This is a genomic window from Mesorhizobium sp. M1D.F.Ca.ET.231.01.1.1, from assembly GCF_003999155.2.
GTDB lineage: Bacteria > Pseudomonadota > Alphaproteobacteria > Rhizobiales > Rhizobiaceae > Mesorhizobium.
The window spans coordinates 118,606-130,496 of sequence record NZ_RZOZ02000011.1 but is presented as its reverse complement, the minus strand read 5'-3'; the positions used below and the strand labels follow the sequence as shown (position 1 = coordinate 130,496).

At 63.0% G+C, this 11,891-nt stretch carries 12 protein-coding genes; 9 read left to right on the top strand and 3 right to left on the bottom strand.

All coding sequences use genetic code 11. The annotated features are described in order from the left end of the window. Positions 1-399 precede the first annotated feature (399 nt). On the bottom strand, positions 400-918 hold the full coding sequence (locus EN874_RS25350) for a prepilin peptidase (RefSeq protein WP_127427670.1): 519 nt from the start codon (positions 916-918) through the stop codon (positions 400-402). Between the two features lie 158 nt (positions 919-1,076). Next, positions 1,077-1,256, bottom strand: coding sequence for a Flp family type IVb pilin (locus EN874_RS25345; protein ID WP_126085995.1), 180 nt, complete (start codon positions 1,254-1,256; stop codon positions 1,077-1,079). A gap of 355 nt (positions 1,257-1,611) precedes the next feature. Here EN874_RS25345 and EN874_RS25340 point away from each other — a divergent pair, with 355 nt between their 5' ends. The 3 genes from EN874_RS25340 (at position 1,612) to EN874_RS25330 (ending at position 3,530) form a co-directional block, all read left to right on the top strand. After that, positions 1,612-2,034 (top strand): pilus assembly protein N-terminal domain-containing protein, encoded by a 423-nt coding sequence (locus EN874_RS25340; protein WP_126085996.1) that lies wholly within the window; start codon positions 1,612-1,614, stop codon positions 2,032-2,034. Between the two features lie 168 nt (positions 2,035-2,202). Continuing rightward, the gene (locus EN874_RS25335; RefSeq protein ID WP_127427733.1) at positions 2,203-2,778 is read left to right on the top strand and encodes a TadE/TadG family type IV pilus assembly protein; all 576 of its coding nucleotides are present in this window, start codon (positions 2,203-2,205) and stop codon (positions 2,776-2,778) included. Between the two features lie 131 nt (positions 2,779-2,909). Further along, positions 2,910-3,530, top strand: coding sequence for a TadE/TadG family type IV pilus assembly protein (locus EN874_RS25330; RefSeq protein WP_127427669.1), 621 nt, complete (start codon positions 2,910-2,912; stop codon positions 3,528-3,530). Positions 3,531-3,637: 107 nt separating this feature from the next. Here EN874_RS25330 and EN874_RS25325 read toward each other — a convergent pair whose 3' ends face one another. Beyond that, positions 3,638-4,531, bottom strand: coding sequence for a PhnD/SsuA/transferrin family substrate-binding protein (locus tag EN874_RS25325; RefSeq protein WP_168247605.1), 894 nt, complete (start codon positions 4,529-4,531; stop codon positions 3,638-3,640). Between the two features lie 177 nt (positions 4,532-4,708). Here EN874_RS25325 and EN874_RS25320 point away from each other — a divergent pair, with 177 nt between their 5' ends. The 6 genes from EN874_RS25320 to dnaN all read left to right on the top strand — a co-directional run bounded on the left by EN874_RS25320 (position 4,709) and on the right by dnaN (position 11,870). Further along, entirely contained in the window at positions 4,709-5,956 is a 1,248-nt protein-coding gene (locus EN874_RS25320; protein WP_127427667.1) for a phosphopentomutase, read from the top strand. After that, positions 5,940-6,830 (top strand): bifunctional DNA-formamidopyrimidine glycosylase/DNA-(apurinic or apyrimidinic site) lyase, encoded by an 891-nt coding sequence (gene mutM / locus EN874_RS25315; RefSeq protein WP_127427666.1) that lies wholly within the window; start codon positions 5,940-5,942, stop codon positions 6,828-6,830. Before EN874_RS25320 ends, mutM begins: the two co-directional genes overlap by 17 nt. A gap of 41 nt (positions 6,831-6,871) precedes the next feature. After that, positions 6,872-7,645, top strand: coding sequence for an enoyl-CoA hydratase (locus EN874_RS25310; protein WP_127427665.1), 774 nt, complete (start codon positions 6,872-6,874; stop codon positions 7,643-7,645). A 159-nt stretch (positions 7,646-7,804) separates the two neighbouring features. Beyond that, positions 7,805-8,071, top strand: a complete 267-nt coding sequence (gene rpsT / locus EN874_RS25305) for a 30S ribosomal protein S20 (RefSeq protein WP_124996039.1) — start codon at positions 7,805-7,807, stop codon at positions 8,069-8,071. A gap of 905 nt (positions 8,072-8,976) precedes the next feature. Next, a complete protein-coding gene (gene dnaA / locus EN874_RS25300) occupies positions 8,977-10,449 on the top strand; it encodes a chromosomal replication initiator protein DnaA (protein WP_245468253.1) in 1,473 nt (490 codons plus the stop codon). Positions 10,450-10,751: 302 nt separating this feature from the next. Further along, positions 10,752-11,870 carry a DNA polymerase III subunit beta gene (dnaN, locus tag EN874_RS25295; RefSeq protein ID WP_126086002.1) on the top strand — a complete coding sequence of 373 codons (1,119 nt, stop codon included), beginning with the start codon at positions 10,752-10,754 and terminating at the stop codon, positions 11,868-11,870. Positions 11,871-11,891: the final 21 nt, after the last annotated feature.

Here is an 11,891-nt window from a genome sequence, read left to right as displayed (position 1 = left end):
ACGATCGTGATTAATTTAAGGTTTACTCAAATTAGACGGAACCGCTTGCCGTTAAAGTGCGTCGCGCTGAAACGGCGTCGGGCGACAGGCCTTAAGTCGTTGTTTTGATGCATGTCGTTGTCCCAAAACCGCTGCGCACTCTTGGGCGACATGCATTAACGAAAAAGGCGGCCAGGCGCCGCGAGAAACCCTCTTGTCAAAGAAAACGAATGATTCCGAAAGGGAACCGGTTTCGGGATAGGGGCGTAAAGCCACCCCCAAGCGCACAGACCGATCTGAAAATGGCGATGTTGCCTAAAGCGCGTCGCGACGAAGCGGATTCAGGCGACATGCTTTAAGTCTTTGTTTGACGCATGCCGTTTCCCTCAAAACCGCCGCGCACTCTTGGGCGACATGCGTTTAGGCGGTGAGCCTGTCCAGCGCCCAGATCATCAGCGGAGAATCCGGAAAGGTGATGAGGCCGCCGAGACCAAGCGCGACGCCGTAAGGAATGCCTCCGTTCTCGTCGGCGAAATGGCGCAGAAAACGATTGTGGCCGGTGTAGACCGCAAATGGCGATTTCCGGTAGGCCAGAATGGCAATCGTCAACAGACCGCCGATCAACGTCGAGGTTACCAGGTAGCCGACGAGATTGATGTTGAGCCCCATCCATACCGCGGTTGCCGCCAGGAGCTTGGCATCGCCGCCGCCCATGCCGCCGAGCGCGAACAGGCCGAAGGTCGCCGCCAGCACCAGGGCACCGGCCGCGAAATGCCCGCCATAGGTTGCCCAGTCCATCCCGGTCAACGGAGCCACCAGGGCGAACGTCGCGACCAGCAGCACCGGCACGCGGTTGGCGATCGTCATCGACAGCGTGTCCGAGATCGCCGCGAACAGCATGCAGAAAGGAAAGACGACGAAGATCGCGGCTTCAAGCATGGCGCGGTGCCTATGGCGCAATTGACCAGCTGCAGTCTAGGCATGCTGGAATTAACGATTGATGAGGCCGGATCGTCGAAATCACCCGACCGCATGAAAGAAGGGCCGCCCATGGGCGACCCTTCCACTTCAAAGCAACAGCTGGCTTGCGCAGCCTATCACGGGGCCTTGCCGGTCTTGACGGCGCTGGCGATCGCCACGAACTTGCTGTTCAGGGCGGTGCCGAGCTGGCTGGCGCCGACCATGATGGCGAGCGCGATGAGAGCGGCGATCAGACCGTATTCGATGGCGGTCGCGCCGGATTCGTCCTTCACGAAACGTGCGATGAGGTTAGACATTCGAGAGCTCCTACTCCACGTGTTACAGCACTTCCGTCAACTTCTCTTGGCGGTTGATCGGATGCTGCAAATCTAGGGAGAAGCCCTTTCAATCGGCTTAATAAATACCCTTACCGATTCCTTTCCGGTTGCGAACCCGTTGCTTGGTTAACCGTGGCCTAAACGCCCAATGACGGTTCGGCGGGCAGGAAAAGCGCGGAGATCCGGCCAACCCGCGATTTTGCTAAAACAGCGCATGCTTCAGGTTCTTAACCCTCGAGGCGGCCATGCTTGCCGTGGCAGCGCGGCATTTAACCGTCGGTTCACCAATTTCGTTCATGTTCCGTTGAACAGTCTGCCGCTCCGGAGCGCTTCCATGACCTTGTCGAGATCGCCTTTTCCAGTCGTCGCGCTGCTGGCCGTTGCCGCCTTCGCCATGCCCGCCAGCGCCGGTGCCGGCATCGAGGTCACCATGAACCAGGCAAAGATCGTCAAGTTGTCGCGCGCCGCCGACACGATCGTCATCGGCAATCCGGCAATCGCCGACGCCGCCGTCCAGGATGCCTCGACGGTCGTTCTCACCGGCAAGGGTTTCGGCGTTACCAATCTGGTCGTGCTCGATTCCGATGGCAGCCCGATCGTCGATGAGCAGGTGACGGTGGTCCGGCAAGCTGCGTCTTCGGTGCGCATCTACCGGCGCGCCGACGTCCAGACCATGTCGTGCACGCCCTATTGCGAAAGCTCGTACAAGAGCGAAGCGGAGAGAACCTCCGAAACCGAAATGAACGCAAGCCGCTGAAGCTGGCGTCGGCAAGCGCCCGCGACGTTAATGGCGGGTTAAAAGTCGTCCGGCGAATTTAACGCTCATCCAAACCCGACCTCAATGGGTTTTCGCTATGTTGCCGCCCGACTTTGCAAGGGATCGGCAGGAACGGACATGAGCATGGATCCGGCATCCGAGGGTGGCATGGACGGCAAGGCGCGGGCAAAGCCCCGTCATGGCTTCTTCAGCGACAGGCGCGGCAGCACTGCGCTGGAATTCGCGATGCTGGCCATACCGTTCGCCCTGCTCGTTTTCGCCATCCTGGAAAGCTGCATATCGTTCGCCGGCCAGGAAGTGATGGCTAATGCCACCGACGATATCGCGCGCCAGCTCAGGACCGGTCAACTGAAGAAGGCCGACGTCACCGACGCCTCGATCAAGAAGCTGATCTGCGACAGGCTGGCGATCATGGTCGCCACGAATTGCCCCGGGTCCGGGTCAAACGCCACCCTGCTGGTGGACCTGCGCGAATATCCGACCTTCGCCGACGCCGCGGCGGCGGGCTTCAAAATCCAAAGCGGCGAAATCGTGCTGACAGGCACGAGCTCGACGGCGTTCACGGTGTCGCCGGGCCTGGCGGAATCGAAGAACATGCTGCGGGTTTTCTACAAATGGCCGGTAATCACCGATTTCCTGGCCAAACAAATGGCCAATCTGAATGGCGGCAAGACGCTGCACTTCGCATCGGTGACCTGGCAGAACGAACCATTCGACGACTAAAGCAGGTCGCGTGATGCGACCTGCTTTAGCTTTTTGATTTAAGCATGTCTTTATCCCAAACCGGATCCACTTTCGGGAGACATGCTTCAAGGTTGCGGCCGGCCAAGACTACGGCGGCGTGGGGGAAGGATATGTACCGTGCGGGGGCACACCCGGGAATTTCGGCCATTCTGGCCAAGGCGGCGCGGTTTTGCCGCGATCGCCGCGGCGTCGCGGCAATCGAGTTCGCGTTCATCGTGCCGGTGCTGCTCATCATGTACTTCATCACGATGGAAGCCTCGCAGGCGATCGAGACCAGCAAGAAGGTCAGCCGCATCGGCAGCATGGTGGCGGATCTCGTCACGCAGCAGCCGAGCGTCAAGACAGCCGATCTCGATGCGATCATGAAGATCGGCACCTCGACGCTACAGCCCTACAACCGCTCCACGCCGACGATCATCATCACCGGCATCCAGATCACCGACGAGGCATCGCCCAAGGTGAAGGTGGCATGGTCGCGCAAGCTTGTTGGCACCACCTATAGCGCCGACGCGCTGAAGGACAGCATCACCACCGTTCCGGCGACCCTGAATATCCGCAACACCTTCCTTGTTCGCGTGGAAAGCGACCTCGGCTATGAGGCGATGATCGCCTGGTCGGCCAGCGGTTCGAAGGCGCTTGGACTGACCTCGGCCTTCAACAAAATACCGATGGGCGAAACATATTATCTGAGGCCGCGGCGCGGTCCCTCGGTCCCCTGCAGCGACTGCTGAGGGAGCAAGGCGCGTCGCGACCTTTCAGCTTTGCTCCACGCGCTTGGACTGTTGGTTCTACGCATGTCTTTATCCCGAAACCGGTTCCCACTTTCGGGAGACATGCTTCAATCCCGCCCGCCCGCTTCCCGCCGCACGATGGCCAGCGCCGTTGCGTAGTCCTTTGCTACGGCCAGTTCGAAGCCGCCGGCATGGGTCGATTCCAGAAGATCGTAGACGTCCGGGGTCAGCGACTTGAGATTGGTCAGGAAGACGGCCAGCCGGCGCTTCGCCTCGAGATCGAGATCGCTGCGCACGGCATGAGGCCCGTATCGCAGCGGAGCCGAGGTCCATAACACCCGAAGCGACGTCTTCGGAACGCCGCCGGCCTCGAGCCGCACGATCGTGCCGCCCGTATCGGTGGGCTGGCCATCGGCGCCGACGGGTTCCCAGCCGAACAGGCCGTCGGCTTGGCCTTCGCCGAGCATCGTCTCGGCCGCAGTTGCCGACGGCGCGCGTGTCAGGAAGGGTGAATCCTCGGCGATCTTCACGCGTTCGCCGCCCAAGGCGGTCAGCGGCAGCAGAGAACCGGCGACATTGTCCGGCGGCGCGATCGCAATCCGATGCGAGGTGATCGCTGCGAGGTCCGGCACCTTGTCGTCGCGGGTCACCAGCACGGAACGGATACCGATGGCCCCGTCCGCATCGACCGGCGCCACCAGCGGCTCGACACAACCGCAGCGCTCGGACGCCGCGGCATAAGCAAGCGCCGAATAGATCGCATACTGGACGCGGCCGCTCGCCTGCGCCTCGATCAACGCCGCATAATCGCGGGCAACCACGATCTCGACCTTCATGCCGAGAGCATTCGTGTAGGCATCCGTCAGGCGGGCCAGACCGGGCACCGAGTTGCCGCCTCCAGGCTCGGCGACGATGCCGATGCGAAAGGTGCCGATGTCGTCACGCCAGTCGGCGCGCGCCGGCGATGCCGAGGAGAGCAGCGCGAGAGCCGCCGCGCACATCCCCAAAGCCTGGCCTGCCGCGAATCCCGCGCCCTTGCCCATCTCTTGCCGCGCTCCCGCCGACACTGCGCCCGATCGCACCACTATGGCGCCGTGCCGTTTCGGTTCGGTTTCCGATTTGCCAATGCCGTCATGGAACCTTATGTCTGGCTGCCTGGACTGGCAACGACGGCATCTATGGCTCGGGCTTTCTTATTCGTTCTCGATTCTTTCGGCATAGGCGGAGCGGCCGATGCCGAGCGCTACGGCGACGCCGGCGCCGACACGTTCGGGCATATCGCGCAGGCTAGCGCCGAGGGCCGCGCGGACCGTGAAGGCTTGCGCAGCGGCCCGCTCGCTGTGCCGAACATGACCGCGCTCGGGCTTGGCCGTGCGGCAAAAACCGCGACGGACTTCCATTTCGACGTCGACACGCCGCTCTTTGCCGCTTCTTTTTATGGCGCTGCCCAGGAGGTCTCGAGCGGCAAGGACACACCGTCGGGCCACTGGGAGATTGCCGGCCTGCCCGTGCGCTTCGACTGGGGCTACTTTCCCGACACCGTGCCGGCCTTCCCGGCCGAGCTGACCGGCGCGATCATCCGCGAAGGCAAGGTGCCGGGCATCCTTGGAGATTGCCATGCGCCCGGAACTGAGATCATCGAGCGTTTCGGCGAGGAGCACATCCGCACCGGCAAGCCGATCTGCTACACCTCGGTGGACTCCGTACTGCAGATCGCCGCGCACGAGACGCATTTCGGCCTCGAAAGACTGTATGAGCTTTGCCTGACGGTGCGCCGGCTGGTCGATCCGCTCAAGATCGGACGGGTGATCGCGCGGCCCTTCGTCGGCGAGACGAAAGCCACCTTCCAGCGCACCCACAACCGCCGCGACTACGCCGTGCCGCCGCCGGAACCGACCTTGCTCGACCGGCTGACGGAACGCGGCAGCAAGGTCATCGCCGTCGGCAAGATCGGCGACATCTTCGCCCATCGCGGCATCTCGGAGGTGCGCAAGGCGGGCGGCAACATGGCGATGTTCGACAAGGCGCTGGGCGCCATGGAAGACGCCGGCGAAGGCGACCTGGTCTTTGCCAATTTCGTCGATTTCGACACCGAGTTCGGCCACCGGCGCGATGTCGCCGGCTATGCCGGAGCGCTCGAGTCCTTTGACCGCCGGCTGCCCGAAGCGCTGTCGCGCATCAGGCCGGGCGACCTGCTCATCCTCACCGCCGATCACGGCAACGACCCGACCTGGCGCGGCACGGACCATACGCGGGAACGCGTTCCGGTGATCGGCATCGGGCCGGGACTGAAGGGCGGCGACATCGGGCTCAGGCCGACCTTCGCCGATATCGGCGAAACCGTCGCGGACCACCTCGGCCTTGCGCCCGGCCGCCACGGGACGTCCTTCCTTGCAACGATAGGCGGCCATGCCAGAACTGCCTGAAGTCGAAACGGTGCGGCGCGGGCTGCAGCCGGTCCTGGAAGGGGCGCGGCTCGTCAACGTCGAGGCGCGCAGGCCCGACCTTCGCTTCCCCTTTCCCGAACGCTTTTCGGAGCGGCTTACCGGCAAGACCGTGACGGCGCTTGGCCGACGCGCCAAATATCTGACGATGCACATCGAAGACGGTCCGGTGCTGATCTGCCATCTCGGCATGTCGGGATCGTTCCGCGTCGAAGCCGCCGGGAGCAGCGACATCCCCGGCACCTTCCATCACGAGCGCTCGAAGAGCGCGGCGCACGACCACGTCGTGTTCGACGTCGCCTCGCCGAAGGGCGAGCGCTCCCGCGTCATTTTCAACGACCCGCGCCGCTTCGGCTTCATGCTGTTTGCCGAAGGAGCGCCGGACACGCACCCGATGCTGGCGGGGCTAGGCATCGAGCCGACCGGCAACGCGCTCGACGGCCCCCTGCTCGCCGCGCTGCTCAAAGGCCGCAGGTCGCCGCTGAAGGCGGCGCTGCTCGATCAGCGGCTGATCGCCGGGCTCGGCAATATATATGTGTCGGAGGCGCTGTGGCGCGCCGGCCTGTCGCCGCTGCGCCAAGCCGGCACCATCGCCGGCTCCGGCAAGAAAGCGAAACAGCAATGCGAACGCCTGGCCGAGGCGATCCGCTCGGTCATCGCCGATGCGATCGCCGCCGGCGGATCCTCGCTGCGCGACTATGTCCAGGCGGACGGATCGCTCGGCTACTTCCAGCATTCCTTCGCCGTCTACGACCGCGAAGGCGAGCCGTGTCCGAAACCGGGCTGCAGCGGCCACATCGAGCGAACCGTGCAGAGCGGCCGCTCGACCTTCTATTGCCGGACCTGTCAGCGGTGAGCTAGACCGGTCTCCTCAAACCGAAGCGAGGAGACGATGCCATGACCTATGAAACCATTCTCGCGGAAACACGCGGCAAGGTCGGGCTGATCACGCTGAACCGGCCGAAGGCGCTCAATGCGCTGAATTCGCAAGTGCTGAGGGACGTGGTGGCGGCGGTGGACGCGTTCGGCGCCGATGCCGGCATCGGCGCCATTGTCCTTACAGGCTCGGAAAAGGCCTTCGCGGCCGGCGCCGACATCAAGGAAATGCAGGATATCTCCTTCGTCGACGCCTATACCCAGGACTTCTTCGTCGGCTGGGAGGAATTGACGCGCGAGCGCAAGCCGATCATCGCGGCGGTCGCCGGCTATGCGCTTGGCGGCGGCTGCGAGCTGGCCATGATGTGCGATTTCATCATCGCCGCCGACGACGCGAAATTCGGCCAGCCGGAAATCACGCTCGGCGTCATGCCGGGCATGGGCGGATCGCAGCGATTGACCCGTTTCGTCGGCAAGTCGAAGGCGATGGACATGTGCCTGACCGGGCGGATGATGGACGCCGCCGAAGCCGAGCGCTGCGGACTGGTGTCGCGCTTGGTGCCGGCCGGCGAACTGGTCGAGGAGGCGCTGCAGGCGGCGGCGAAGATCGCCGAGTTTTCCATGCCGTCGGTGATGATGGCCAAGGAAGCCGTCAACCGGGCCTATGAGACGACGCTTGCCGAAGGACTGCGCTTCGAGCGCCGGCTGTTCCATTCGCTGTTTGCGCTCGACGACCAGAAGGAAGGCATGGCCGCCTTCGTCGAGAAGCGGAAGCCGAATTTCACCAACCGCTAGGGCGCGGCTTCAAGTCCCAAAAAGACCGCGAAGCAGCGTTGACGCGCCGGAAAAGCTGAACTATAAGCCGCACCAACCGAGGCGGCCCCGTGGCTGCCCGTTTGTTTTTTGCGCCCTGCGGCACCCCGCTGGCGTCCACCAGATCAGAAGAGAGGCATCATGGCCAATACGTCTTCGGCCAAAAAGGCAACGCGCAAGATCGCCCGCCGCGCGGCGATCAACAAGAACCGCCGGTCGCGCGTCCGCACCTATGTCCGCCAGGTCGAAGAGGCGCTCGCCGCCGGCGACAAGGCCGCGGCGCTGGAAGCGTTCAAGGCCGCGGAGCCGGAATTGATGCGCGCCGCAACCAAGGGTGTCATTCACAAGAACACGGCTTCCCGCAAGGTTTCGCGGCTGGCCCAGCGGGTCAAGGTGCTGTCGGCCTGATCCGACTTGCCTTTAGGACCGTTATCCTTGAACCCGGCCGCACAGGCCGGGTTTTTTCGTTTGCCGGCAAGTACTTAAAAAGAACGCTCGCATAACGACGCTCGGGCCGAATTTCAAAGTTGCGAATGTTTTGCCGGCATATACATAATCACTGATGTCGGTGACCGGCGGATGCGGGCATGGCCATAGATTAGCCTGTCACAAATTCCTTATATTTTTCAAAAACTTACAGACGGTCATCCACAGCTTGTTCAACTCGCGGAGGAGCGGCGGGGGACAAGTAGCTGTCAAGAGAATTATTTCAGAAAATTTCCTGTCGGCCGGCCTTTTTCATATTCGCCGGAAAAGGGTTTGAATCACAATGGCTTTGTCAAAACATGCCCTGACGGCACCTCATCCGAACACGTCTCCGGTAACCAGATTCGTTAAAAATCGGTTAGACGTGGCCTTGCCCTATCCACAGCGATTTCGGTAATGTCCATACATCGAAGGGACGGGCTTTAGCCCCTGACCCAGCCTGAATCGGCCAGCAAAAAATGGCGGAATTCATGACGCGGAGCAATTCCGCGTGCGGCTTGGTTTGTCTCTTCGGTGCGGGTAGGGGACTGGCGTAATTGTACATTGCAGGTTGACGTTGTGCCGGCGTTTTCGCCGGACGATGTTGTATTGCCCTGGCATGTTCAGGCCGGCTCGCAAGAGCCGGTATCGGTCCCTTGCGCAACGTTGCGACGATATCGCCGGCGGCGGCGACGGCGCAGCGAAACTCGCCGGGTCCAGGGTGCAGGAGGCGCACCCCCGGCGGAAAAAGGGTACGAGCGACAAGGAACTTGATCATGCAGAGCGGCATCGAACGGGAGATAGCGGGCGAACTCCCATTCCCAGCAACTATCGTCGGAGGGGACGGCATGGCGGCATCCAGCGACGCTGAACAGAAGTTCGAGCGGGTCAAGGCTCAGTTGAAGGCGCGCCTGGGAGCCGAGGTCTATTCGAGCTGGTTTGGCCGCATGAAGGTTGCCGAGGCGTCGCGCGGCATTGTCCGCATCTCCGTGCCGACGGCGTTCCTGCGCTCGTGGATCAACGGCCACTATCTCGATCTTATCGCCGAGCTGTGGAGGCATGAGGATCCCGACCTTCTCAAGATCGAGATCGTCGTGCGGACCGCCACGCGACAGGGCCGCAACAACGTCGAGCCGGAGATCGCGCCGGCGCGCAAGATGACCAAGCAGGCGCAGACCGCGCTTGCCGCCGGAACCGCAAGCGCAGGCCGGGTGGAACGGGCGCCGGCGCCCCGCCAGGGCGTGCCGGCGGAGACCGAGTTCCGCCACAATGTGCTGGGGTCGCCGCTCGACCCGCGCTACACCTTCACTTCATTCATCGAAGGGCCCTCGAACCGGGTGGCCTTCGCCGCGGCCAAGGCGGTGGCGGAATCGCAGTCGAGCGCGGTGCGCTTCAACCCGCTCTTCCTTCATGCGACCGTCGGATTGGGCAAGACGCACCTTTTGCAGGCGATCGCCGCCGAATCGCTGCGGCACAACCCGAAATCGCGCGTGGTCTATCTGACGGCGGAATATTTCATGTGGCGTTTCGCCACCGCGATCCGCGACAACAACGCGCTCACCCTCAAGGAGCAGTTGCGCGACATCGATCTTCTGATCATCGACGACATGCAGTTCCTGCAGGGCAAGTCGATCCAGCACGAGTTCTGCCATCTCATCAACATGCTGCTCGACAGCGCCAAGCAGGTGGTGGTCGCCGCCGACCGGCCGCCGTCGGAACTGGAATCGCTGGAGCCGCGCGTGCGTTCGCGCCTCAATGGCGGCGTGGCGCTCGAAATGTCGGCGCCGGATTTCGCCATGCGCCTCGGCATGCTGAAGCTGCGCCTCGCCACGGCCAAGGTCGACGATGCCTCGCTCGATATCTCGGACGAGATCCTCGACCACGTCGCCCGCACGGTGACGGGCAGCGGGCGCGAGCTCGAAGGCGCCTTCAACCAGCTTTTGTTCCGCCAGTCCTTCGAGCCGCAGATCACCATCGACCGCATCGACGAGATCCTCGGCCACATCTACCGCTCGGGCGAGCCGAAGCGAGTGCGCATCGAGGACATCCAGCGCATCGTGGCGCGACACTACAACGTGTCGAAGACGGAGCTGCTCTCCAACCGGCGCACGCGCACGATCGTCAAGCCGCGGCAGGTGGCGATGTATCTGTCGAAAGTGATGACGCCGCGCTCGCTGCCGGAGATCGGGCGGCGTTTCGGCGGCCGCGACCACACGACGGTGCTGCATGCCGTGCGCAAGATCGAGGACCTTTCCGGTGCCGACAACACGCTGGCGCAGGAACTCGAACTGCTCAGAAGGCTGATCAACGAGCAGGCCTGAGCGGTCCGAAAACGCTAAAGCGCGTCGCGTCGAAACGGCTCCGAGCGACGCGCTTTAAGTTCTTGTTTTCATGCATGTCGTTTTCCCAAAACCGCCGCGCACTTTTTGGCGACATGCATAAGGCGGCGCGCTTCGCCGGCTTTATCCCCAGAAAGCCCGCGCAACCGGCCGGAACCGGTGTCGCGGGCTTGCGTTTGCAGGGTTTTTACTGTCAGCTTACATAGATTCTGAGCTTTTCGGAGCTTTCGCGGGACGCCGCCCCCTGGTGACCCGCCCATTCATTGAAGCGAGCCTGTTTGGTCATGCGTGTTATCCTGGAACGGTCCAATCTCCTGAAGTCCCTCAACCACGTCCATCGCGTGGTGGAGCGGCGCAACACCATACCGATCCTGTCGAATGTGCTGCTCAGCGCCGATGGCGCGAGCCTGGAAATGAAAGCGACCGACCTCGACCTCGAAGTGACGGAGGCGACGCCCGCCAAGGTCGAGCGCGGCGGCGCGACGACGGTTCCGGCGCATCTGCTTTACGACATCGTGCGCAAGCTCGCCGACGGCGCCGAGGTGATGCTGAAGACCGACGAGGACGGCAATGCGATGACCGTCACGTCCGGCCGCTCCAGCTTCCGCCTGCAGTGCCTGCCGCAGTCGGATTTCCCGGAGCTTTCGGCCGGCTCCTTCTCGCACATCTTCCGGCTCGATTCGGTGGCGCTCAAAGGGCTGATCGAGAAGACGCAGTTCGCCATCTCGACCGAGGAGACGCGCTACTATCTCAACGGCATCTTCCTGCACACGCATGAGGCGGGCGGCAAGCTGAAGCTGCGTTCGGTCGCGACCGACGGGCACCGCCTGGCGCGCGCCGAGATCGACGCGCCGGCAGGCTCGGAAGGCATGCCCGGCATCATCATCCCGCGCAAGACGGTGAGCGAGCTGCAGAAGCTGGTCGACGACCCGGATGTGGCGGTGACGACGGAGCTGTCGGACACCAAGATCCGCTTCACCATCGGCAGCGTCATCCTGACCTCGAAGCTGATCGACGGCACATTCCCGGACTATCAGCGGGTCATTCCGACCGGCAACGACAAGAAGCTGATCATCGACCGCCAGAGCTTCGCCGCCGCCGTCGACCGCGTCTCGACCATTTCGTCCGAGCGCGGCCGGGCCGTGAAGCTGTCGATCAATGACGGCCAGCTCACGCTCGCCGTCAACAATCCGGACTCGGGCAGCGCCACCGAGGAACTGGCGGCCGATTACTCGTCCGATCCGATCGAGATCGGCTTCAACGCCAAATATCTGCTCGATGTCGCGGCCCAGCTCACCGGCTCGGAGGCGAAGTTCATGCTGGCGGATGCCGGATCCCCGACGCTGATCCACGACATGGCCGACGAGACCGCGCTCTACGTGCTGATGCCGATGCGGGTGTAGGCTTTTTGAACGAGCCCACAT

What these genes read in the sequence shown, in the direction of transcription:
- EN874_RS25335 (WP_127427733.1), top strand. Translation starts at nt 2,203, where the DNA reads ATGGACGGCAAGGCGCGGGCAAAGCCCCGTCATGGCTTCTTCAGCGAC.
- EN874_RS25340 (WP_126085996.1), top strand. Translation starts at nt 1,612, where the DNA reads ATGACCTTGTCGAGATCGCCTTTTCCAGTCGTCGCGCTGCTGGCCGTT.
- EN874_RS25325 (WP_168247605.1), bottom strand. Translation starts at nt 4,531, where the DNA reads ATGTGCGCGGCGGCTCTCGCGCTGCTCTCCTCGGCATCGCCGGCGCGC.
- EN874_RS25345 (WP_126085995.1), bottom strand. Translation starts at nt 1,256, where the DNA reads ATGTCTAACCTCATCGCACGTTTCGTGAAGGACGAATCCGGCGCGACC.
- rpsT (WP_124996039.1), top strand. Translation starts at nt 7,805, where the DNA reads ATGGCCAATACGTCTTCGGCCAAAAAGGCAACGCGCAAGATCGCCCGC.
- dnaN (WP_126086002.1), top strand. Translation starts at nt 10,752, where the DNA reads ATGCGTGTTATCCTGGAACGGTCCAATCTCCTGAAGTCCCTCAACCAC.
- EN874_RS25330 (WP_127427669.1), top strand. Translation starts at nt 2,910, where the DNA reads ATGTACCGTGCGGGGGCACACCCGGGAATTTCGGCCATTCTGGCCAAG.
- EN874_RS25310 (WP_127427665.1), top strand. Translation starts at nt 6,872, where the DNA reads ATGACCTATGAAACCATTCTCGCGGAAACACGCGGCAAGGTCGGGCTG.
- dnaA (WP_245468253.1), top strand. Translation starts at nt 8,977, where the DNA reads ATGGCGGCATCCAGCGACGCTGAACAGAAGTTCGAGCGGGTCAAGGCT.
- EN874_RS25350 (WP_127427670.1), bottom strand. Translation starts at nt 918, where the DNA reads ATGCTTGAAGCCGCGATCTTCGTCGTCTTTCCTTTCTGCATGCTGTTC.
- EN874_RS25320 (WP_127427667.1), top strand. Translation starts at nt 4,709, where the DNA reads ATGGCTCGGGCTTTCTTATTCGTTCTCGATTCTTTCGGCATAGGCGGA.
- mutM (WP_127427666.1), top strand. Translation starts at nt 5,940, where the DNA reads ATGCCAGAACTGCCTGAAGTCGAAACGGTGCGGCGCGGGCTGCAGCCG.